Annotated in this window: 18 protein-coding genes; 5 read left to right on the top strand and 13 right to left on the bottom strand. The window is 72.7% G+C overall.

Annotated features, from left to right (window positions below):
• Position 1 precedes the first annotated feature (1 nt).
• Positions 2–2,119, bottom strand: coding sequence for a glycogen debranching protein GlgX (gene glgX / locus ACFY29_RS28205; protein ID WP_386991063.1), 2,118 nt, complete (start codon positions 2,117–2,119; stop codon positions 2–4).
• Positions 2,120–2,449: 330 nt separating this feature from the next.
• On the opposite strand from glgX, the gene ACFY29_RS28200 reads away from it, so the two are divergent.
• The gene (locus tag ACFY29_RS28200; RefSeq protein ID WP_386991061.1) at positions 2,450–3,853 is read left to right on the top strand and encodes a glycosyltransferase family 4 protein; all 1,404 of its coding nucleotides are present in this window, start codon (positions 2,450–2,452) and stop codon (positions 3,851–3,853) included.
• Positions 3,854–4,064: 211 nt separating this feature from the next.
• Positions 4,065–4,709 (top strand): maleylpyruvate isomerase N-terminal domain-containing protein, encoded by a 645-nt coding sequence (locus ACFY29_RS28195; RefSeq protein ID WP_386991059.1) that lies wholly within the window; start codon positions 4,065–4,067, stop codon positions 4,707–4,709.
• Between the two features lie 900 nt (positions 4,710–5,609).
• On the opposite strand, the gene ACFY29_RS28190 is transcribed toward ACFY29_RS28195, so the two are convergent.
• From ACFY29_RS28190 to ACFY29_RS28150, 9 genes are all read right to left on the bottom strand, one after another.
• A complete protein-coding gene (locus tag ACFY29_RS28190; RefSeq protein WP_328417136.1) occupies positions 5,610–6,893 on the bottom strand; it encodes a citrate synthase in 1,284 nt (427 codons plus the stop codon).
• Between the two features lie 174 nt (positions 6,894–7,067).
• On the bottom strand, positions 7,068–9,128 hold the full coding sequence (locus tag ACFY29_RS28185; RefSeq protein WP_386991057.1) for a sulfatase-like hydrolase/transferase: 2,061 nt from the start codon (positions 9,126–9,128) through the stop codon (positions 7,068–7,070).
• Entirely contained in the window at positions 9,121–10,551 is a 1,431-nt protein-coding gene (locus ACFY29_RS28180; protein WP_386991055.1) for a class I SAM-dependent methyltransferase, read from the bottom strand. The genes ACFY29_RS28185 and ACFY29_RS28180 overlap by 8 nt, the downstream gene beginning before the upstream one ends.
• A gap of 17 nt (positions 10,552–10,568) precedes the next feature.
• Positions 10,569–10,718, bottom strand: a complete 150-nt coding sequence (locus tag ACFY29_RS28175; protein ID WP_328417142.1) for a hypothetical protein — start codon at positions 10,716–10,718, stop codon at positions 10,569–10,571.
• 266 nt (positions 10,719–10,984) lie between these two features.
• A complete protein-coding gene (locus tag ACFY29_RS28170) occupies positions 10,985–12,214 on the bottom strand; it encodes a glycosyltransferase (protein WP_386991053.1) in 1,230 nt (409 codons plus the stop codon).
• Positions 12,211–14,436: an ArnT family glycosyltransferase gene (locus ACFY29_RS28165; protein ID WP_386991051.1), complete on the bottom strand. Its 2,226-nt coding sequence runs from the start codon at positions 14,434–14,436 to the stop codon at positions 12,211–12,213. Before ACFY29_RS28165 ends, ACFY29_RS28170 begins: the two co-directional genes overlap by 4 nt.
• A 44-nt stretch (positions 14,437–14,480) precedes the next feature.
• Positions 14,481–15,932, bottom strand: coding sequence for a sensor histidine kinase (locus ACFY29_RS28160; protein ID WP_386991546.1), 1,452 nt, complete (start codon positions 15,930–15,932; stop codon positions 14,481–14,483).
• Between the two features lie 49 nt (positions 15,933–15,981).
• Positions 15,982–16,728 (bottom strand): response regulator transcription factor, encoded by a 747-nt coding sequence (locus tag ACFY29_RS28155; protein WP_386991049.1) that lies wholly within the window; start codon positions 16,726–16,728, stop codon positions 15,982–15,984.
• A 113-nt stretch (positions 16,729–16,841) separates the two neighbouring features.
• A complete protein-coding gene (locus ACFY29_RS28150) occupies positions 16,842–17,072 on the bottom strand; it encodes a hypothetical protein (RefSeq protein WP_386991047.1) in 231 nt (76 codons plus the stop codon).
• Positions 17,073–17,270: 198 nt separating this feature from the next.
• Here ACFY29_RS28150 and ACFY29_RS28145 point away from each other — a divergent pair, with 198 nt between their 5' ends.
• The 3 genes from ACFY29_RS28145 to ACFY29_RS28135 all read left to right on the top strand — a co-directional run bounded on the left by ACFY29_RS28145 (position 17,271) and on the right by ACFY29_RS28135 (position 19,859).
• Positions 17,271–18,218: a serine/threonine-protein kinase gene (locus ACFY29_RS28145; protein ID WP_386991045.1), complete on the top strand. Its 948-nt coding sequence runs from the start codon at positions 17,271–17,273 to the stop codon at positions 18,216–18,218.
• 70 nt (positions 18,219–18,288) lie between these two features.
• Positions 18,289–18,714: an OsmC family protein gene (locus tag ACFY29_RS28140; RefSeq protein WP_328417154.1), complete on the top strand. Its 426-nt coding sequence runs from the start codon at positions 18,289–18,291 to the stop codon at positions 18,712–18,714.
• A gap of 299 nt (positions 18,715–19,013) precedes the next feature.
• Positions 19,014–19,859 carry a hypothetical protein gene (locus tag ACFY29_RS28135; RefSeq protein ID WP_386991043.1) on the top strand — a complete coding sequence of 282 codons (846 nt, stop codon included), beginning with the start codon at positions 19,014–19,016 and terminating at the stop codon, positions 19,857–19,859.
• Positions 19,860–19,878: 19 nt separating this feature from the next.
• On the opposite strand, the gene ACFY29_RS28130 is transcribed toward ACFY29_RS28135, so the two are convergent.
• From ACFY29_RS28130 to ACFY29_RS28120, 3 genes are all read right to left on the bottom strand, one after another.
• Positions 19,879–20,418, bottom strand: a complete 540-nt coding sequence (locus ACFY29_RS28130; protein WP_355607642.1) for an ATPase — start codon at positions 20,416–20,418, stop codon at positions 19,879–19,881.
• 113 nt (positions 20,419–20,531) lie between these two features.
• On the bottom strand, positions 20,532–20,978 hold the full coding sequence (locus ACFY29_RS28125) for a response regulator (RefSeq protein ID WP_328417160.1): 447 nt from the start codon (positions 20,976–20,978) through the stop codon (positions 20,532–20,534).
• Between the two features lie 67 nt (positions 20,979–21,045).
• Entirely contained in the window at positions 21,046–21,393 is a 348-nt protein-coding gene (locus ACFY29_RS28120) for an STAS domain-containing protein (protein ID WP_328417162.1), read from the bottom strand.
• Positions 21,394–21,504 lie beyond the last annotated feature (111 nt).

Here is a 21,504-nt window from a genome sequence, read left to right as displayed (position 1 = left end):
CTCAGATCGTCCTCTCCAACACCACCAGGGAACGGTCCGGCACCCGGATGGTGCCGCCCGCGCTGATCACCGTGACGTCGTCCGGTTCGGGTTCGGCGGTGCTGATGACCCGCTCCCACTTCTGGCCGTACTCGCTGCTGGGCAGGGTGAAGTCCAGCGGTGCGTCGTGGGCGTTGAAGCAGAGCAGGAACGAGGCGTCGTGATGACGCTGGCCGTACTGGCCACGCTCCCGGATGCCCTCGCCGTTGACGAAGAGCGCCACCGAGCGCCCGAAGTCGTTGCCCCAGTCCTCGCCGGTCATCTCCCGCCCGTCCGGGGTGTACCAGGCCAGGTCGGGCAGCGGCCCGTCGACCTCGCGCCCGCCGACCGGCAGGCCGGTGAAGAACCGGCGGCGGCGGAACACCTGGTGCCGGGCCCGGAACGCGGTCAGCGTCCGGACGAACTCCAGCAGCTGGGAGTCGGCGTTGTCCCAGTCGACCCAGGCCAGCTCGCTGTCCTGGCAGTAGGCGTTGTTGTTGCCGCGCTGGGTGCGGCCCAGTTCGTCGCCGTGGCCGATCATCGGTACGCCCTGGGAGAGCATCAGGGTGGCCAGGAAGTTGCGCCGCTGCTTGGCGCGCAGGGCGAGCACCGCCTCGTCGTCGGTGTCACCCTCGACGCCGGAGTTCCACGACCGGTTGTGGCTCTCGCCGTCCCGGTTGTCCTCACCGTTGGCCTCGTTGTGCTTGTCGTTGTACGACACCAGGTCGTTGAGCGTGAACCCGTCGTGGCAGGTGACGAAGTTGATGCTGTGGAACGGCCGGCGCCCGTCGTCCTGGTAGAGGTCGGCGGAGCCGGAGATCCGGGACGCGAACTCGGCCAAGGTGGCCGGCTCACCGCGCCAGAAGTCCCGCACGGTGTCGCGGTACTTGCCGTTCCACTCGGTCCACACCGGCGGGAAGTTGCCCACCTGGTAGCCGCCGGGGCCGACATCCCACGGCTCGGCGATCAGCTTGACCTGGCTGACCACCGGGTCCTGCTGGACCACCTCGAAGAAGGTGGAGAGCCGGTCGACCTCGTAGAACTCGCGGGCCAGGGTGGCGGCCAGGTCGAAGCGGAAGCCGTCGACGTGCATCTCCTGCACCCAGTAGCGCAGCGAATCCATGATCAGTTGAAGGGAGTGCGGGCTGCGCACGTTGAGGCTGTTGCCGGTGCCGGTGTAGTCGACGAAGTACCGGCGGTCCTCCTCGCTGAGCCGGTAGTAGCTGGGGGCGTCCACGCCCTTGAAACTCAGCGTCGGGCCGAGGTGGTTGCCCTCGGCGGTGTGGTTGTAGACCACGTCGAGGATGACCTCGATGCCGGCCGCGTGCAGCGCCTTGACCATGCCGCGGAACTCCTGCACCTGCTGGCCGAGCCGGCCCAGCGCGGAGTAGCCGTGGTGCGGGGCGAAGAAGCCGATGGTGTTGTAACCCCAGTAGTTGCGCAGCCCGAGGTCGACCAGCCGGTGGTCGTGGATGAACTGGTGCACCGGCATCAACTCGATGGCGGTCACGCCGAGCCGGGTCAGGTACTCGATCATCGGCGGGGAGGCGATGCCGGCGTACGTGCCGCGCAACTCCTCCGGGATGTCCGGGTGCCGCATGGTCAGCCCGCGTACGTGCGCCTCGTAGATCACCGAGTGGTGGTACGGGGTACGCGGCGGCCTGTCGTTGCCCCAGTCGAAGTACGGGTTGACCACCACCGACTTCGGCATGAACGGCGCCGAGTCGGTCTCGGACATCCGCTCCGGGTGCTCCAGGTCGTAGTCGTAGACCGCCGGGTCCCACGTCACGTCACCGTCGACCGCCTTGGCGTACGGGTCGAGCAGCAGCTTGTGCGGGTTGCAGCGCAGCCCGTTCGCCGGGTCGTACCGCCCGTGGACCCGGTAGCCGTAGCGCTGCCCCGGCTCGATGCCCGGCAGGTACGCGTGCCAGACGTAAGCGTCCACCTCACGCAGCTCGACCCGCCGCTCGGCGCCGGTGTCCCACTCGTCGAACAGGCACAGCTCGACCCGCTCGGCCACCTCAGAGAAGATGGCGAAGTTGGTGCCCATCCCGTTGTAGGTGGCGCCCAGGGGGTACCGCTCGCCCGGCCAGACCTGCATGTCGCTCCTTCAGACCGTGGTCATGTGCGCGCCCGCGCCACGAGCGCACCGGCGTGGGCCGCAGTGCGCACGCCGGTAATGCCCGGCACTCCGACGCGCCAATCCATCCTTTCAGGGGATGCCCGGAATCCACCTGTCTGGTGCACGCCAAGCCCTCAGGTGTCTTCCGTCACCTTGTCCCCTCTCGAGGTGCGTTACGGCGCTCGATGGCCTTTGCTTGTCTGGGGACGCTCCCGCGCGTACCTCACTCGGCCCCTCGGCCACCCCACCACCTCCCGCTTCGCCGCCACTGACGCCGGCGCGTACCACCATGTATGGACGGAGATTGATGTGACGACCCTGCGGGTCGGCGAGCAGCTCGCTAACACCTCGGACCGGATCCACCGGCCCACCCTGACCTCCCGCCCTCAACTCCCGGCACAGGCCGGGCCGGGGGTCCCGCCGCAGACCCGTCGCATCCTGATGCTCTCGTGGGAGTACCCGCCGGTGCTCGTCGGCGGCCTCGGCCGACACGTGCACGCGCTGTCGGTGGCCCTGGCCGCCGCCGGCCACGAGGTCACCGTCGTCACCCGCCACGCCGACGGCGCACCCCTGGAGGAGTACGCCGACGGCGTCCGCATCCTGCGCGCTTCCGAAGACCCCGTCACCTTCCCCCTCGATACCAGCTCCCTCCTGGCCTGGACCATGGCGTTCAACCACACCCTCACCCGCACCGCCCTGCGTGCCACCGAGGCCGGTTCGTACGACGTCATCCACGCCCACGACTGGCTCGTCGCCCACACCGCGATGACGTTGCGCGACCACCTGGACATCCCGCTGGTGAGCACCATCCACGCCACCGAGGCCGGTCGGCACCAGGGCTGGCTGCCGGAGGAGATGAACCGCACCATCCACGGCGTCGAGCACTGGCTCAGCACCGAGTCCGGCCGCGTGATCGTCTGCTCCGGGTACATGCGCGACGAGGTGAACGCCCTGTTCGGGGTGCCGGCCGACCGGGTCGACGTGGTGGCCAACGGTGTGGAGCCGCACCGCTGGAAGGTGCCGGCGCGCGAGGTGACCGCCGCCCGAACCCGGTTCGCCGGGGACGGCCCGCTGGTCACCTTCGCCGGCCGGCTGGTCTACGAGAAGGGCGTACAGCACCTGATCGCCGGCCTGCCGCGCCTGCGTGAGCGGCACCCAGGGCTGCGCGTGGTGATCGCCGGCGACGGCCCGTACCGCGCGGAGCTGGAGTCCGAGGTGCACCGCCGCGGCCTGGGCGGCATGGTCGCCATGCCGGGCTTCCTCGGTGGCACCGACCTGCCGGCGCTGATGGCCGCCTCCGACTGCTTCGCGGTGCCGAGCATCTACGAGCCGTTCGGCATGGTGGCCCTGGAGGGCGCCGCCGCTGGCGCGCCGCTGGCGGTCGCCGCCACCGGTGGCCTCGCGGAGATCGTCGAGCCGGGCGTGACCGGGATGACCTTCCAACCGCACGACCCCGACGGGCTCGCCGATGCCGTCGACGCGCTGCTGTCGGACCGCGACCGGGCCCGCGCCCTGGCCCGCCGCGCCCGCCGGATGGTGCACGACCAGTACGGCTGGTCGGCTATCGCCCAACGCACCGCCGCCAGCTACGCCGACGCCATCGCCAACGACGCCGCCTTCACCGCCCAGCGCGCCGAGCAACGCATGTCCCAGGGCCGCGCCCTGCCCGCCCTCTCCACCGGCAACCTGCTCGCCACCGCCGGCCTGCGCTGACCGCCGGCCCTTGCCGCCGCTGTCATCGCCGCTGTTGCCACCATCGCGCTGATCGTCGTCCCGGTCGCTACCCGCGGCCCGGTGCTGCTCGCTGATCGACTCCGTTTCGCCGACATCGGGGTATCCCAGCACCGGGATGCCTCGATGTCGGCGCTCCGGCGCGGGGCGTTCGAGGTCAGTACCGGACTGCCGGGCCTGTCAGAATGCGGGCATGCCTCGTCTTGTCGACGCCCTGGATTCCGCCTTCCCGGTTGCCGCCTCGATCGCGCTGGACCTGATCCGACGCTCCGAGGTGTCCGACCAGTGGTCGAGCCCGAGCGCACTGCCACACCTGTCCGTGGGAGCTCTGGCGTGCCACCTGGGACGTCAGGCGGTCCGGGCGGCGGAACTGCTGCCGACCTCGACCGACCTGCCGCTCCTCGAGTCAGCCGACGACCACTACGAGCGGGCCGCCTGGGTGACCGCGGGGCCCCCGGACGAGGACTCGGTGGCCGCAAGCCTGGACGAAGCCGAAGCGACGCGGGGCCCAGGGGACCTGCACGCCCGCTCCGTCCTCGCGCTGGAAGAGGTGGGCGACCTGCTCGCACGAGGGGCCGCCCGCGACGTCGTGCCGATCCCGTGGCAGGGCTGGGCCCTGCGGCGCAGCGACTTCCTGCTCACGCGCCAACTGGAGATCGTGGTCCACACCGACGACCTCGCGGTGAGCGTCGGCGTGCCCACGCCGGCCTTTCCGGCGGATGTCTTCGATCCCGTGCGCGACCTGCTGGTGCGCTTGGCCGTGCGCCGTCACGGCCAGTCCGCGGTGATCAGCGCGCTGAGCCGCAGCGAGCGAGGGCAGGACGTCTCCGCCTTCTGACGCGCCCAACACCTCAACGGCCGCCACGAAAGCCGGCATGGTCCCTGCAGCCCGCGCCACCCACGCCTCACGGGGTTGCGCCGGGAGCTTCCCCGGCCCCGGCCTCATAGGCCCACAGACAGGCCCACAGGCAGGCCCCATAGGCAGGCCCCATAGGCAGGCCCCTCAGGCAGGCCCCATAGGCAGGCCCCATAGGCCCTGTAGGCCCTGTCGAGCTGCCCCAGAAATGGGGCGGGGTGAAGCATCCGGAGGCCCGAACGGAATGCGGATCGGCCGGAAAGCCCACGAAGGACCGGCACAGACTCTTGATCGACTCCGTTTCGCCGACATCGGGCTATCCCGGCGCCCGGAAGCCGCGATGTCGGCGAAACGGAGTCGATCAAGCTGCTCGACCCGGCGTGGCGGTCGGACCGCGCCCACCCGCCCCATATTTGGGGCAGCTCGACAGGAGCGGACCGGGGCAGGGCGCCTGGCCGGGGCGGCTGGCGGGGGCGGATGTGCTCGGGGCTGCCGCCGGGACGGCTGGCCGGGGCGGCTGGCCAGGGCGGCTGGCCGGGGCGGCTGGCCAGGGCGGCTGGCCAGGGCGGGTGGATGCGCAAGACGCTGCCGGCCGGGACGGCTGCGGCCAAGGCTGCCGGCCGGGACGGCTGCGCTCGGGGCTGGCGGCAGGCGGCGGCGGCAGGCGGCGGCGGCACGCGGCGGCGGCAGGCGGCGGCGGCACGCGGCGGCGGCAGGCGGCGGCAGGCGGCGGCAGGCGGCGGCAGGCGGCGGCAGGCGGCGGCAGGCGGCGGCAGGCGGCGGCGGCAGGACAGGCGGCAGACGGCAGGCGGGAACTGGCGGTTGGGAAGGCGGCAGGCCGCCGACCCGGTGGGTCGACGGCCTGACGGTGATGCGTCGGGGTCAGCGCTCGGCGAAGGGGACGTAGTCCCGCTCGGCGGAGCCGACGTAGATCTGCCGCGGACGGCCGATCTTGGTCTCCGGGTCGTTGATCATCTCGCGCCACTGGGCGATCCAGCCGGGGAGCCGGCCGAGGGCGAAGAGCACGGTGAACATCTTCGTCGGGAAGCCCATGGCCTTGTAGATCAGGCCGGTGTAGAAGTCCACGTTCGGGTAGAGCCGGCGGGAGACGAAGAAGTCGTCGGCGAGCGCGATCTCCTCCAGCTCCATGGCGATGTCCAGCAGCGGGTCCGGCTTGGCCATCCGGCCCAGCACGTCCTGCGCGGCCTTCTTGACGATCGCCGCCCGCGGGTCGTAGTTCTTGTAGACCCGGTGGCCGAAGCCCATCAGCTTGACGCCATCCTCCTTGTCCTTGACCTTGCGGACGAAGGACCGGACGTCGTCATCGCCGGCGTGGATCTGCTGGAGCATCTCCAGCACGGCCTGGTTGGCGCCGCCGTGCAGCGGGCCGAACAGCGCGTTCACGCCGGCGGAGACCGAGGCGAACAGGTTGGCGTTGCTGGAGCCGACCAGCCGGACGGTCGAGGTGGAGCAGTTCTGCTCGTGGTCGGCGTGCAGGACGAAGAGCATGTCCAGCACCTTCGACATCACCGGGTCGACCTCGTACGGCTCGGCCGGCACGCCGAAGGTCATCCGCAGCAGGTTGTCGACGTACCCCAGCGAGTTGTCCGGGTACAGCAGCGGCTGCCCGATGGACTTCTTGTAGGCGTACGAGGCGATGGTGGGCACCTTCGCCATCAGCCGGACCGTGGAGATCTCCACGTGCTCGGAGTCGAACGGGTCCAGGCTGTCCTGGTAGAAGGTCGAGAGGGCGCTCACGGCCGAGGAGAGCACGGCCATCGGGTGGGCGTCCCGGGGAAAGCCGTCGAAGAAGCGGCGCATCTCCTCGTGCAGCAGCGAGTGCCGCCGAATCCACTCGGTGAACTCGGCCAGCTGCTGCTCGGTCGGCAGCTCACCGTAGATGAGCAGGTAGGAGACCTCCAGGAAGGAGGACTTCTCGGCCAGCTGCTCGATCGGGTATCCCCGGTAACGCAGGATCCCCGCGTCGCCGTCGATGTAGGTGATCGCGGATGAGGCAGCCGCGGTGTTCACGAAACCGGGGTCGTACGTGGTCATTCCGGTTTCTTTCAGCAGCTTGCTAACCCCGACACCGGCGGGGCCCTCGACCGCGGGATGCACCGGCATCGACAGCTGCCCACCGGGGTGATCGAGCTTGACTTCCGTCATGTGGTTCCTCGCTTCGCCGGCAGATCTACGTTGAATTGCCTTCGCTTCTACCGTAATTGCGGCTTGGGGGACACTGCCCGCCGTGGTTCGCCGGTGAGGTATGCGTCACCCGATTCCCGACCGGGCAGCCGGGAAACCCTCCCTCCCGCCGTGGCGGGACCTGGCGGAGCAGCTTCACGACAGGGCAAGGCGTCGGAGCGTACCGTCCGTCGCGATCTGGTAGACGTCGAGCTGGTTGGTGCCGGCCCGGAACAGCTGGTCGTCGGTGAGCAGCGCGGCGAATCGGCGTCCGCCGGGATCGGTCGGCACCACCGGTACGACCGCGCCGATCCGGCCGTTGACGGCCACCGCCAGCAGGGTGCCGTCCGGGATCCGGTCCGGCACGTCCCCCCAGACCAGCGCCGGGAGGGTGCCGGTGTCCGGGTCCGTGGCCCGGAACGCGGCGAGGTCGGCCACGGTGGCGCTGCCGCCGGCCGGGCCGGCGCGGACCTCGGTGCCCACCAACGGGTGCGGCGCCGGCAGCGGCGGCGGGGCGGGCACCCCGGCGGGGAAGGTGACCGGTTCGCCGGGGCGGTCGTAGAAGTGCTTCGTGCCGTCGGTGCGCGGGGCCTGCCGGGCGGAGCGTCCGTCGACCCGCCAGGGCAGCCGGATACCGGCCTGGTCGGCCACGGTCGGCAGCAGGTCGACGTGCTCCCAGTTGCGGTCGTCCACCCGGCCGGCCTGCTGCCCGGGCTCCTTGACGAACATCGGCACCCACGCCACCTCGCCGGCGGCGGCCTTGATCGCGTCCATGCCCCGACCCTGGGCGCCCGCGCGGAAGCTCACCCCGTGGTCGGCGGTGACCACGACGAGGGCCTGGTCGTAGAGGCCGCTGGCGCGCAGCGTACGCAGCGTCTCGCCGATCAGCCGGTCGGTGTAGCCGAGCTGGGCGAGGTGGCGCTGCCGGGCCAGCTCGACCCAGCCGGTGCCATCGTTGGGCAGGTCCTCGGGGGCGTCGTAACGCACTCCGGACGGCAGGTACGCCCACGGCGAGTGCGGCATCAGCAGGTGCAGGAAGTGCAGGGCGGGCCGGGGCTCCGGCTTCAGCCCGGCCAGGAAGCTGGTGAACCGGGCCGGCTGGTTGTCGTCCAGGCTGTCCCAGCGGAACTTCGGGTCGGCCGGCACGGGCTCGGCGGCGTCCAGGCCGGCCTCGGCCCGGGTCTGCTCCCGGTAGGAGTCCTCCGGGTCGACGCGGGTGGGTGTCGGCCCGGCGACCTGGCCGAGCAGCTTGCCGGTCTCCCGGACCAGTACGCCGAGCCCTTGTTCCGGGCTGACCGGCTGCTCGCATCGGCTGGGCGGGCAGAGCCGGGTGATGCTCTCCTGGGCGTGGATGTCGTACAGGCCGCCGAAGGCGGTGAAGAGGTTGTCCGGGTACTGCGAGTAGTGCGGCGCGACCGACCGCGCCGGGTAACGGCCGGTGAGCATCGCCGGCAGCGCGTTGGGCGTCCAGCCGCTGACGCCGGTGGCGTTGCGGTACCACGTCGACGCCCCGGCCAGCTCGGCGAAGTGCGGGAACCGGGCCGCGTCGATCCGACCGTCCGCGCCGAGCAGGCTGACCAGTGGCAGCTCGTCGAGGATCAGCATGACCACCGGAGGGTGCCCGCCCGGGCCCTGGGCGGTGCCGGCCGCGCCGCCGTCGCCGCGCGGCAGCACCACCGCCGAGGTGGGTGAGACGAGCAGGAAGAGTGCCACGAAGGCCACCGGGCCGGCGGCGGCCAGTCGCAGCACCCGGCCCGGTGCGCGCCACCGCCGGTGCGCGGCCGCGCCGGCCGCGCCGGCCAGCCCGGCGACCAGCAGCAGGGGTACGCCCCGCAGCGGTGTCGCGTGCCGGCCCACCTGCACGGCCAGCGCGGCCAGCAGCAGGCCGACCAGCCCGGTGTGGGTGAGCGCGCGGACGGTCCGGCCGGCCGCCCGGCTGAGCGTGCCGAGCAGCGCCACCGGCACGGTGGGTGCCACCGCTACCAGGGCCGTCAGCAGCAGGATCTGGCTCGGGTCGGCGCGGTGGAAGAGGAAGAAGTCGGGGCTGCGGCCGAGTACGTCCAGCAGTGGCTGGGTGACCACCAACCCGACCAGTGCCACCACCTCCAGCAGCCGGCCCAGCTCACCGCGCCAACCGCGGTCCCACCGCCCGGTGACCGGTTCCGCGGCCGGAGTGCCCGGCTGTGCTGGCGGGGGTGCGGGTGCTGGTTCAGCCACCCATCACCGTCCGGTAGAGCGTGCGGGTGCCCGAGGGCAGCTCCAACCGGTCGGCGATCCGGCCACTGGCCGCGAGCAGTCGCTCGAAGGCGTCCCGCCGGTAGTTCGGAAAGAGGCCGTCGGGCTTGTTGGCCAGCAGCCGGAGGGCCATCGGGTCCTCCGGGTGGACGAACTCCACCACCACCGCACCACCCGGCGCGGTCAGCCCCACCAGCCAGTCGACCACCTCCGGCAGCGGCACGTTGCGCCCGATCGCCAGGTGGTGCACCACGGCCAGGGCGAGCACCGCGTCGGCGGACGCCCGCTCGGCGAAGCCGGCGCGCTCGGCACCTCGCCATCCGCCTCCGGGTGACGGGTCGGCCAGGTCCAGCACCAGCGGCAGGATCCGCCGCTGCCCCTCGGCCCGCAGCGCCCGGTACAGGTCGTCGACAACGGCCGGGTCCTGCTCGACGGCGACGACGTAGTCGGCGTGCTCGGCCGCGATCCGGGCGTACCGGCCGTCGTTGGCGCCGAGGTCGAGCACCAGGCGGGGGCGGACGCCGGCGGTCAGCGCGGCGGCCACGAACTGTTCCTTGGCCGCCCGGTCCCGCGCCGAGTAGCCGCAGGTGCGCTGGTAGTCGGCCCAGTGGCTGGCCGGCGGACGCCGGTCCAGCCGGCGGACCAGTTTCTCGATGCCGCGCACGGTGGCCAGTAGCAGCTCCCGGGAGTAGCCGGCGGCCCGCAGTTGGGCTCGTACGTCGCTGGTGCTGGCCTCGGCGTGCCGCTGCTGCATCGCGCCGTGCAGGTGCAGGTGGGTCAGTACGCCCGGACGCAGCCGACGCGCCCCACCGAAGAGCGGACGGAGCTGGTCGGCCTCGATGCCGTCGACCCGGGCGCGCAGCAACGGCTGGAAGTCGACCCCCAGGTGGGCGGTGAGCAGCAGCGGGTAGAGCACGGTCTGGCAGAACTGCCGGTACCCGGCCCACGGCTCGCCGTCACGCACCGGCTCGAAGGACCCGATGTCGATGAAGACCGGGTCGGCGCCACGCCACTGCAGGTTGTAGGCCGAGCCGTCCTTGGTGGTGAAGCCGTCGGCGAGCGCATCGCGCAGGATCTCCAGGTGCAGCAGCGCGGCGTCGCGCAGCATGGTGAAGGACCACTCGTACGGGTGGGAGACGAACGGGATGCGTTCGTGGCGCAGCACCGCCGCCCACGGTGCCCCGACCGCTGCGGGCACCAGCGCCGACGGTGCGTCCTCGGTGGGGCAGACCTTGCCCGCGGCCACCAGCGTGGGGAAGAACGCGCTGGCCGTCAGCGCCCGCCAGTGCTCGGCGGCCTGCGCGTCCAGCCCGCGCAGCACGTCGTCTCCGAGGTGGAAGACGCGGTTGGCCGGGTCGCGGAAGGAGGCCGGCTCGGCCCGTACCCCGGGGGGTGAGGTCGTCATCGCCGGGACGGGCCGGCTCACTGCTGGTCGGTGGGCTGGCGACGGAACCGGTCGACCAGCCGCCGCCAGTAGAGCTTGGCGGCGACCGCGGCGCCGGCCACCCCGCCCACGACCGCCTGCACGATCAGGCTGCCGGATCCCGCGTCCAGGTAGGCCAGATGGATCACCGACCGCTCCTTCCCCTCGCCCGTCTCGACACCGGCGTCCCGGGCATACAGCGGTGAGGCTTTTGACCCAGAAAGCCGGACTTGTCTGTCACCGTACGCCGATCGCCGACGCCGTATCGGCCACATCGGCGGACTCCCAGGCGGGCCACAGGGATGCGTCCGGCGGTGACCTACCCCGCGCCGGACGAGGACCCCGACGGGCGTCACACGCGACGCGTCGTCGAGGTCCTCGCGGAGGTGCTGGGCACGGCCCGCAGCTGACGGGGTCAGTTCCGCCGGTGATGCATGCCGAGGCGCAGCAGCACGAAGCGCAGCACGGTGGCGGCCAGGTTCGCGGCCACCAGCACGGCCAGCTCCACCAGCCGGGTGGGTGCGCCGTCGACCGCGTGCAGCACAGCCAACGACCCGCTGGTCAGCGCCAGACCGAGTGCGAAGGCCAGCAACCCCTGCACGTGGTGCCGGCCGGCGTGCCGTCGCCCGCTGATGCCGAACGTCAGCCGCCGGTTCGCGGCCGTGTTCGCCACCGCCGTCACCAGCAGCGCCAGCAGGTTCGCCGGCTGCGCGCCGAGCGCACCGCGGGTGGCCACGAAGAGCAGCAGGTACGCCAGGGTGCTGGCCACCCCGACCGCGGCGAACCGGACCAACTGCCGGGGCAGCCCGACCGGCACCTGCGCCGGTGGCCTGGCCAGCGGCGCCCGGCCCACCTGCGCGCGCAGCTCGGTCAACGGCAGCGCGCCGGTCAGCAGCGCCCGGCCCAGCCGACCCATCCCGCGCAGGTCGGCCAGCGCGGTGGCGACGATGTCGACGCGGCTGTCCGGGTCGTCGACCCAGTCCACCGGAACCTCGTGGATCCGCAGCCCGGCCCGCTGGGCGAGCACCAGCAGCTCGGTGTCGAAGAACCAGCCGGTGTCCTTGACCAGTGGAAGCAGCCCGCCGGCCACGTCCGCGCGGATCGCCTTGAACCCGCACTGGGCGTCGGAGAACCGGGCCGCCAGCGCCCCGCGCAGCAGCAGGTTGTAGGCCCGCGAGATGACCTCCCGCTTGGTCCCGCGCACCACCCGGGAGGTACGCGCCAGCCGGGTGCCGATCGCCAGGTCGGAGTGGCCGGAGATGAGCGGCGCGACCAGCGGCAGCAGCGCCGCCAGGTCGGTGGAGAGGTCCACGTCCATGTACGCCAGCACCGGCGCGGACGAGGCGGACCAGGCGGCGGACAGTGCCCGCCCCCGCCCCTTGGCGTCCAGGTGCAGCACCTCGACGCCGGGCAGCTCGCCGGCGAGCGCCTCGGCAACCCCGAGGGTGCCGTCCACGCTGGCGTTGTCGGCGATGGTGATCTGGAACGCGTACGGGAAGTGCTCGCTCAGGTGCGCGTGCAGCCGCCGTACGCACGGCCCGAGATCGGTCTCCTCGTTGTAGACCGGGATCACCACGTCCAGCACCGCGCCGATGGTGGTCGGCCCGGTCTGTACGGCGGCCCGGGGTTTGCCGAGCGCGGTCATGCCGCTTCCTTCTCTGTGCTCAGGTCGTAGACGGTGACGCCGTCCACGGTCTGGGCCGTGAAGGTCTCGGTGACCCAGGCGGCGATCTCCTGCGAGGCGGAGCTGCCACCGTTGGCCCGGAAACCGCCGTCGCCCACGAAGTAGTGGATCTCGCCGTCGGCGACGTAGCGCTGGAACTGCGCGAGGGTCGGCGACGGGTCGCTGCCGTTGAACCCGCCGATCGCCATCACCGGGTCGCCGGTGGCCAACTGGTAGCCGGAGGCGTTGTTGGAGCCGACGGTGGCTGCCACCCACGTGTAGTTGTCGCTGTCGTGCTCCAGCAGCTCGCGCAGCTCGGCGCTGGGCTCGCGGGTGTCGAGCAGCCCGCCCATTCCGCCGCCGGTCGAGCGACCCTGCCCGCCGCCCGGAGAGCCGGGCGTCTGAGCGCCGTTTCGGCCGCCACCGGGGAAGCCCTGAGCCTGACCATCGTTCTGTCCACCGCCAGGGAAGCCCTGAGCCTGACCGCCGTTCTGGCCGTCGCCGGGGAGAGCGGGAATCTGGCCGCCGCCCGGCAGTTCCATGCCGCCGGGCGGTCGCCCGCCGGGGAAGCCGCCGCGGCCGAAGCCACCCGCCACGTTCGGGCCGGCGGTCGGGATCGATCCGGTGTGCGGCGTGGCGGCGGTCTGCACCGCGTACGCCACCGGCCCCGCGAGGGCCGCCGCCGCACCCAGGCCCAGCACCACCGGCACCAGCCGACGGGGCAGCCGGTTGACCAGCAGGATCAGTGCCGCCCCGGCCAAGCCGGCGATCAGCACTGTGGTCCGCAGCCACGGGTACCAGTCGGGGCTGCGTCCGAGCAGCACCCACGCCCACCAGACGGTCACCACCAGCGTGCCGGCGAGCGTCGCCGTGGCGGCCAGCGGACGCCACCGCTGCCACCGGGTGCCCTCCGGGTCGGCAAGGGTCCCGTCAGGCGTTTCCTGCGTACCGGCGGGCCGCGGGCGGCGCTGCCGCCAGAGCAGCGTCACGCCGATGCCGACCAGCGCGCCGACCGCCGGAGCGAGCGCCACGGTGTAGTAGGCGTGGAAGATCCCGGACATGAAGCTGAAGATCAGGCCGGTGACCAGCAGCCAGCCGCCCCAGAGCAGCAGCCCGGCCCGGGTGCGGTCGGTACGGGCCGCCCGGCCGGCAACCAGCAGGCCGGCAACCAGCAGGATCAGCGCGGCCGGCAGCAGCCAGGAGATCTGACCGCCGATCTCGCCGTCGAACATCCGCAGCAGGCCGGTCTGCCCACCGAACGGACCGCCCCCACCGCCACCCGGGCGGCCCCCGCCGCCGCCGACGCTGCCCACCTCGTCGCCGGTTATCCGGCCGAGGCCGTTGTAGCCGAGGGTGAGCTCCAGGATGCTGTTCCCCTGCGACCCGCCGATGTACGGCCGTGCACTGGCGGGGACCAGCTCGACGATCGCCACCCACCAGCCGGCGGAGACCACCACCGCCAGGCCGGCCAGCAGCAACTGTCGGACCCGCCGCCACAACCCGGTCGGCGCCGCCAGCAGATAGACCCCGGCGAAGACCGGCACCACCAGGAACGCCTGGAGCATCTTGGTCAGGAAGCCGAAGCCGACCAGTACGCCGACCAGCACGATCCACCGGGTGCTGGCCGACTCCACCGCCCGGACCGTCGCGTACGCCCCGGCGACCAGCAGCAGGACGAGCAGCGCGTCGGGATTGTTGAACCGGAACATCAGCGTCGCCACCGGGGTGACCGCGAGCACCGCGCCGGCGATCAGGCCGGCCGCCGGCCCGTACCAGCGCTTGACGGTCGCGTAGAGCACGCCGACCGAGGCGACCCCGCAGAGCGCCTGCGGAACGAGCATCGCCCAGCTGTTCAGCCCGAAGACGCGTACGGACAGGGCCATCAGCCACAACGACGCGGGCGTCTTGTCCACGGTGATCGAGTTGGCCGCGTCCGACGAGCCGTAGAAGAGGGCCTTCCAGCTCACCGAGCCGGCCTGCACGGCCGCCGCGTAGAACGAGTTGGCCCAGCCGGAGGCGCCCAGCCCCCAGAGGTAGAGCAGGCCGGTGGCCAGCAGCAGGACCACCAGCGCGGGCCGGGTCCAGGCCGGGGATCGGCGCGCCGCCGGCGGTGGGTGCTCCTGGTCCGGGCGCATTGCCGGCGGTGGCGGACCCAGCACGCCGGGATCGGCGGGTGCTGTCAGCAGGCTCTCGGTTCTGTCCATGCGGCAAGCCTCGGCGGCTGGCCTGGCCCGCCGCCGTGCGCCGACTATGCGTCAGCTGTGGGATTCGGCAACCGGACGGTGAACACCGTCCGGCCCGGGCGACTGTCCACCGCGACCGTGCCGTGGTGGGCCTCCACGACCGCCGCCACGATCGCCAGACCGAGGCCGGTGCTGCCGTGCGCCCGGGACCGGGAGCTGTCGCCGCGGGCGAACCGCTCGAACATCTCCGGTTGCAGCTCCGCCGGCACTCCGGGCCCGTCGTCGGCGACGGTGAGCACGGCGGCGTCTCCCTCGACGGCCAGCGTGGTGGTCACCACGGTTCCCGGCGGGGTGTGCACCCGCGCATTGGCGAGCAGGTTCGCCACCACCTGGTGCAGCCGGGCGGCGTCGCCGGGAACCCGGATCGCCACCTCGGGCAGGTCGAGCTGCCAGCGGTGTTCGGGGCCCGCCACGTGCGCGTCGCTGACCGCGTCGACCACCAGGGCGGTGAGGTCGACCTGTTCGACCGCGAGCGGGCGGCCGGTGTCCAGCCGGGCCAGCAGCAGCAGGTCGTCGACGAGTCTGGTCATCCGGGTGCTCTCCGACTCCACCCGGCGCAGCGCGTGCGCCACGTCGGTGGGGACCTCGTCGCGACCGCGTCGGGCCACCTCGGCGTACCCGCGGATCGCGGCCAGCGGGGTGCGCAGCTCGTGGCTGGCATCGGCGACGAACTGGCGTACCCGGGTCTCGCTGGCCTGCCGGGCGGCGAGCGCGTCGGCGACGTGGCCCAGCATCCGGTTCAACGCGGCGCCGACCTGGCCGACCTCGGTACGCGGATCGGTGTCCGCGGCCGGGACCCGGACGGCGAGCGCCACCTCGCCGCGGTCCAACGGCAGCTCGGTGACCCGGGTGGCGGTGGCGGCCACCCGGTTCAGCGGTCGCAGCGTGGCCCGGATGATCAGCGCGCCGGCACCCCCGGCGATGACCAGCCCGACGGCCGCCACCCCGGCCTGCGCGGCGATCATCCACCAGACGGTCTCCCGCACCCCGGCCAGCGGCAGCGCGACGACCCGTACTGTGCCGTCGCGGAACTGCCGGGCCACGGCCCGGTAGTCGCCGCGCGCGCCGAGGTCGACGGTGCGCGGCTGGGCGCCGACCGGCAGGTCGGCCAGCGCGGCGACCTCCTCGACCGGGACGGCCTCCTCGTCGGGGAAGGGATCCTCGCTGGACGGGCTGCGGGTCAGGGCGGAGGCGGCCGTCACCCGATCGCCGGTGATGTCGGCGACCACGGTGCCGGGCGGTGAGCCGGGCGGAATGCTCGGCCCGGTGCCCGGCCAGGCCGGCCGGCCCGGGCGGTCGCCGCGCATGACGGTCGCGGGATCCAGTTGGGCGTCCAGGCGGTCGATCAGGAAGTGCCGCAGCGCCACCGTGGTGAGCCCGCCGATGGCGACGCTGACCAGCGCGAAGAGCGCGACCAGGGCGAGCACCAGACGGGTACGCAGGGACCGGCCGGCCAGCCACCGGCGGGCGGCGCGTAGCGGCCGGCGGTGCGGCCGGCCGGCGGGGTCACTCGGCGGGTTTGAGGACATAACCCGCGCCACGCAATGTGTGGATCATCGGCGCCCGGCCGGCGTCGATCTTCTTGCGCAGGTACGAGATGTACAGCTCCACCACGTTGGCCTGGCCGCCGAAGTCGTAGTTCCACACCCGGTCGAGGATCTGCGCCTTGCTGAGCACCCGGCGCGGGTTGCGCATCAGGTACCGCAGCAGCTCGAACTCGGTCGCGGTGAGGGTGATGAGCTGGCCGTCCCGGCGCACCTCGTGACTGTCCTCGTCGAGGCCGAGGTCGCCGACGGTCAGCACCGCCTCCTGCCGGGCGGCGATCGCGAAGCCGGAGCGGCGCAGCAGCGCGCGCAGCCGGGCGATCACCTCTTCGAGACTGAACGGTTTGGTGACGTAGTCGTCGCCGCCGACGGTCAGCCCGGCGATGCGCTCCTCGACCGCGTCGCGGGCGGTCAGGAAGAGCACCGGCACGGTGGGGGCGTGCTCGCGCAGCCGTCGCAGCACCTGCAAGCCGTCCAGGTCGGGCAGCATCACGTCGAGCACCACCGCGTCCGGCTGGAACTGCCGCGCGGCGCTCAGGGCCGCCATGCCGCTGCCGGCGCTGCGTACCTGCCAGCCCTCGTAGCGCAACGCCATCGACAACAGGTCGGTGAGCGTCGGTTCGTCGTCGACCACCAGCACCCGGACCGGTTCGCCGTCGGGACGGCGCAACTCGATCCGGTCCGGTGCGGCCTGCCCGTCCATGACCATGTCCCCCATCCTGGACACGACGTCTGTGCCACGCCCCTGCGTCGGCTGTGCGCCAGCTGTGCGGCCGGGCCGACGGTGGATGGGCGGCATGACCCGTCAGCCCAACCCGGAGGTCACTCGGACACCCCGAACGCGTCGGTCCGCACGAATCGCATGCTCCAGCCGCCCGCGCCGTCCGGCTGGTCGCGTTCGTAGAGGTGGTCGGGGCCGGCCTGGGTCGGCCCGGTGCCATCCGGGTGTCGCATGATCCAGCGCGGTGGAGGGGCGCCGTCCGACCCGGCCGGCAGCAGCCGGACCAGGCCGTTGGCGGGCCCGCCGACGAAGCGTACGGTGACCTCGCTCATCGCGGCGTCCCCTCGGTGACCATGCCGGCACGTTCGGTGACACCGGCCCTGGCTCGCAAGCTACCGCACCCACCACCGCGGCGCAGCGGGTGCGCGGGCTCGACCCGTGAGCGATTCTCGTGGCGGTTTGCCCAGCTCGGAGGCGGGGTACCGCGACCGGAGGCACCGCCGCTGGCGGGGAAGAGCGAGGAGCGATCGATGCGCACGTTGGACGGGCGGTATCAGCTCGAACAACGCATCGGCGTTGGCGGGATGTCCGAGGTGTGGCAGGCACACGACCAGGTGCTGGATCGGCCGGTGGCGGTGAAGCTGATCTCGCCCGGCTGGGACGGCCAGTCCGGCCCGGTGGAGCGGATCCGCGCGGAGGCCCGCTCGGCGGCCCGTCTGGTGCATCCGAACGTGGCGAGCGTGCACGACTTCGGCACCTCCTCCACGCTGCCCGGTCGCCGGGTGCCGTACATCGTGATGGAACTGGCCGAGGGGGAGACTCTGGCCGCGCACCTGCGGGCCGGGCCGCTGGACTGGCGGATCTCGGTGCGGGTCTGCGCGGAGGTCAGCGCGGCGCTCGCCGCCGCGCACGCGGAGGGCATCGTGCACCGCGACATCAAGCCGGCCAACGTCATGCTCACCCCCGCCGGTGTGAAGGTGCTCGACTTCGGCATCGCAACCCCGGCCGGCGCGCCGGAGCCGTTGCCGGACGGGCTGCTGATGGGCACCCCGGCGTACCTGGCGCCGGAGCAGCTCGACGGAGCGCCAGCCACCCCGGCGGCCGACATGTACGCGCTCGGCGTCCTGCTCTACTACTGCCTCAGCGGCCGGCTGCCGTACCGGGCGGACACCCTCACCGAGTTGCTGGGCACCCGCCGCCGCCTGCCGCCGGACCCGCTGCCCGAGATCGACGGGCTCCCCCCGGAGGTGGCCGAGCTGTGCCGTTCCTGCCTGGCCGAGGCCCCGGCGGAGCGCCCGACCAGCCTGGTGGCCGCACTGGTGCTGGCCGAGGCCGTGGACGCCCGGGTGTACGTGCCGATGGGAGTTCCCACCGCGCGCCACCCGGCCGCGACGTCGCCCTGGACCGAGCAGGCCGCGCTGGAGGCCACCGAGGCGGTGTCGACGCTCGACGGGCCGAACCGGGCCGGCGAGCCCTGACCGCAGGCCGCGCGGCGTTTCGCCGGGCGGCGGCCGGGTAGCCGGGCGGGTGAGCGACGGGAGGAACGCGATGCCGGACCCGAGTCCCTGGCTTCAAGAGGCCACCGCGACCGCCGAGGGCGGCCACGTACGCACCGACGACGGCGGGCTCTCGACCGCGCTGGCCTCGCCACTGGCAGCGCACTGCACCGGATTGAGGCCAGAGCAGTTGCTGGCCGCCGCCTTCGCCTCCTGCCTGCACCACGCTGCGGTGGAAGCGGCCGGGGAGATCACCGATGAGGCGCACACGGTCCAGGTGCGGGCCGAGGCGAAGCTGGGGCGCGACGACGACGGCCGGTACCGGGCCGACGTGCACGCCTCGATCTCGTCCGCCGGCCTGAGTCGTCAGCAACTGGCCGACCTGGTCGAGTACGCCGACCGGCTCTGGCCGTTCTCCAGCGGCGACAACAGCCGGCACCGGCTCACCGTCACCCCGGCAGAGAACGGCCGGCACTGAGCCAGGCAACGACGCCGGCCCGCCCATCCACCGAACGGGCACGCCGGGACCTCCACCGTTCGGGGAGCAGGCACGCACCGTAAGGGTGACCCTTGGCGGTCGACCGAAACCGACGCCGACCGCCGCCGCCGCGACCGGCTTAGCCAGGCGAATCGGGAATACCCGGCTGGCCCGATCGGCGAGGTTGAAACGGTTAGCCAGCTTGCCATCCCTTATGGCGTGCAAGATCCGGGCAAATTGTGGCGCATGCCACTGTTCGGGCCGATGGCATCGGCCGACCAGGTCTCTAGCCTCGGCGAGTGCATGCCGACGACCCCTCCGACCAGAAGCTGACCAAGGCACTCCCGGCCACCCGGCCGGGCGACGCCGCATCAACCGAACGGACGATCGGCCGTCACCGGCTCCCCGATCCACCCCGCCGCGCCCTGCTGGGCTCGACCTCGGTCCGGGTGGCCCTGGCCACAGGTGTCACCTGCTGCCTCGGCCTGACCGCGGTCGCCACCGCCCGGGGCGCCGAGGACACCACCCGCCCCGTGGAGCCGCTGGCCGAGGCGGTCGCCGACCGCGCCGCCATCGCCGACGAACGCGCCTCCCGGTCGCTGGACCGTGACGCCGCCCCCATGCGGGTCAGCCCCAGCCCGACGGCGAAGCCCACTGCCTCCCCCACCGTGCGCAAGGCGGCCAAGAAGCCGGTCAAGCCGCGCCGACCCCGACCGGTCGCCGGACTCGACCAGACTCAGATGGACAACGCCAAGATCATTGTTGACACGGGCCTGGAGCTGAAGATGCCGCGCCGCGCCCTGGTCGTGGCGCTGGCCACCGCCATGCAGGAGAGCAACCTCTACAACCTGGCCAGCGACGTGCTGCCCGAGTCGGCGGACTACCCGCACCAGGGCAGCGGCTCCGACCACGACTCGGTCGGGCTGTTCCAGCAGCGACCGAGCAGCGGCTGGGGCACGGTGGCCGAGCTGATGCGCCCGTCGTACGCCGCGAGGGCGTTCTACACGGCGCTCAACGAGATCCCGGGCTGGCAGGACATGAGCCTCACGGCCGCCGCCCAGGCCGTGCAGATCTCCGGCTTCCCCGACGCGTACGCCCAGCACGAGGAGCGCGCGAGCACCGTCGCGGCGGCGCTCACCGCCTGAGCCGGGGCCGCATCGGGTGTCAGCGGCTGCGGGCGCCGTCCCCGGTCGGCGGCTCCGCTCCCGCGTCCACGCCTCCGGCGGCCACCCGGGTCGCCGGCACGCCCGTACCGGCTGCCGCGGTCGGCGTGTCGGCGGGTACCGGCTCGACGGTCAACCCGCTGAGGATCTCGTCGACTTGCGCCTCGCGTCGCCGGCGGGCGTACAGCGCCGCCTCGAAGTCGCGCCGGGCCTGCATGGCCTCCGCGTACGCCCGCTCGCGCACCTGCCGAGCCTCGTCGCGGGCCTCGTCCAGCTCGAACCGGGCCTGGGCCAGGATCTCCGCCGCCTCCCGCTGCACCGCGTCTCCGGCGTGCCGGGCGACCGCGGCGTCGCCCAGGTCCAGCCGCTGGAGCAGCCCGCTGAGCCAGGTGGCCTCCTCGCGGATCTCGTCCCACTCCCGAGCCTCCCCGGCGGCGCCCTCCGCCCGCGCCGCCAGCCGGGACAACCGGATCCCCAGCTCATCCAGGCAGGAATCGACCTGCCTCTGGTCATAGCCGATCTCAACGACGGAGAACCTCATACTGTCGCCCCCCCAGGCAGCTGCTGTTACTTCCCCACCTGGATCCTCGGCCGCTACGGGAGCGACCGAGGGTGTTCGGGAAAAATATTCAGCATCCGCGCGCGCGGAACGCGTCAGGCGCGCTTGGGTAGCACGACCACCCGGCCGAAGAACTCGTCGATCCGGCGCACCACGTCGTTGAAGTCGTCCAGGCCGATCGGCTTGGTGACGTACGCGTTGGCCTGCAGGGTGTAGCTGCCGACGATGTCGGTGTCCGCGTTGGAGGTGGTCAGCACCACGATCGGGATGGTCCGCAGGTCCTCGTCCTGCTTCACCGCACCGAGAACCTGCCGCCCGTCCATCCGCGGCATGTTCAGGTCCAGCAGGATAACGTCCGGCCGGCGGGCCTCCGCGTGCCGGCCTTCGGCGCGGAGGAACTCCATCGCCTCCTCGCCGTCGTTGACCACGTCGATGACCTTCTCGACGTCCGAGTCCGCCAGCGCTTCCTCGATCATCAGCACGTCGCCCGGGTCGTCGTCGACCACCAGGATGCGTACCGGCTGCGGGCTCTCTGCGCCCATCACTACCTGCCTCGAGTCGACGGACGCGGGACCGACGGTCACCGCGCTGGCGGGGAAATCTAGCCCATCAGGAGGCGCTCTGGGACGCCGGGTCGGCCGTGTCGGGACGGTAGCGCAACACGTCGGCCAGACCGGTAACCCGCAACACCCGCTCGACCCGGCCGTTGGCGCCGGTGAGCCGCAACCAGCCCCCCTCGGCCGCGGCCCGGTTGTCCCCCCGGACGAACACGGCCATCCCGGTGGAGTCACAGAACGCGAGGTCGGTGAGGTCGAGCAGCACCCGGTGCTCGCCGGCGTCGGAGAGCCGGTCGATCGCGGCGGCCAACTCGGCGGCGGTGCTCAGGTCCAGTTCACCGGCGAGCCGTAGGCAGACGACATCATCCTCGCGCCCGGCGTGCCTGACGCTGAACGTCACCGTTCTCCCCCTAGCCCCACCGCTGAGTGGACGTTTGCAGTGCGGCAAGTATACGCAGGGGCGTGCCGTCGGCCGAACGGCGCGGTGATCGATTGGGGATGCCGCCCGGCG

This window comes from Micromonospora sp. NPDC000668 (genome assembly GCF_042897975.1).
Classification (GTDB): Bacteria; Actinomycetota; Actinomycetes; order Mycobacteriales; family Micromonosporaceae; genus Micromonospora.
Note: the sequence above shows the minus strand (reverse complement) of the source record. Positions and strands in the feature narration are given on the sequence as shown.

Coding starts and splice junctions, on each gene's coding strand:
- ACFY29_RS28190 (WP_328417136.1), bottom strand. CDS start 6,893: ATGACGGAAGTCAAGCTCGATCACCCCGGTGGGCAGCTGTCGATGCCG.
- ACFY29_RS28145 (WP_386991045.1), top strand. CDS start 17,271: ATGCGCACGTTGGACGGGCGGTATCAGCTCGAACAACGCATCGGCGTT.
- ACFY29_RS28180 (WP_386991055.1), bottom strand. CDS start 10,551: ATGACGACCTCACCCCCCGGGGTACGGGCCGAGCCGGCCTCCTTCCGC.
- ACFY29_RS28170 (WP_386991053.1), bottom strand. CDS start 12,214: ATGACCGCGCTCGGCAAACCCCGGGCCGCCGTACAGACCGGGCCGACC.
- ACFY29_RS28130 (WP_355607642.1), bottom strand. CDS start 20,418: ATGAGGTTCTCCGTCGTTGAGATCGGCTATGACCAGAGGCAGGTCGAT.
- ACFY29_RS28150 (WP_386991047.1), bottom strand. CDS start 17,072: ATGAGCGAGGTCACCGTACGCTTCGTCGGCGGGCCCGCCAACGGCCTG.
- ACFY29_RS28140 (WP_328417154.1), top strand. CDS start 18,289: ATGCCGGACCCGAGTCCCTGGCTTCAAGAGGCCACCGCGACCGCCGAG.
- ACFY29_RS28155 (WP_386991049.1), bottom strand. CDS start 16,728: ATGGTCATGGACGGGCAGGCCGCACCGGACCGGATCGAGTTGCGCCGT.
- ACFY29_RS28125 (WP_328417160.1), bottom strand. CDS start 20,978: ATGGGCGCAGAGAGCCCGCAGCCGGTACGCATCCTGGTGGTCGACGAC.
- ACFY29_RS28195 (WP_386991059.1), top strand. CDS start 4,065: ATGCCTCGTCTTGTCGACGCCCTGGATTCCGCCTTCCCGGTTGCCGCC.
- glgX (WP_386991063.1), bottom strand. CDS start 2,119: ATGCAGGTCTGGCCGGGCGAGCGGTACCCCCTGGGCGCCACCTACAAC.
- ACFY29_RS28165 (WP_386991051.1), bottom strand. CDS start 14,436: ATGGACAGAACCGAGAGCCTGCTGACAGCACCCGCCGATCCCGGCGTG.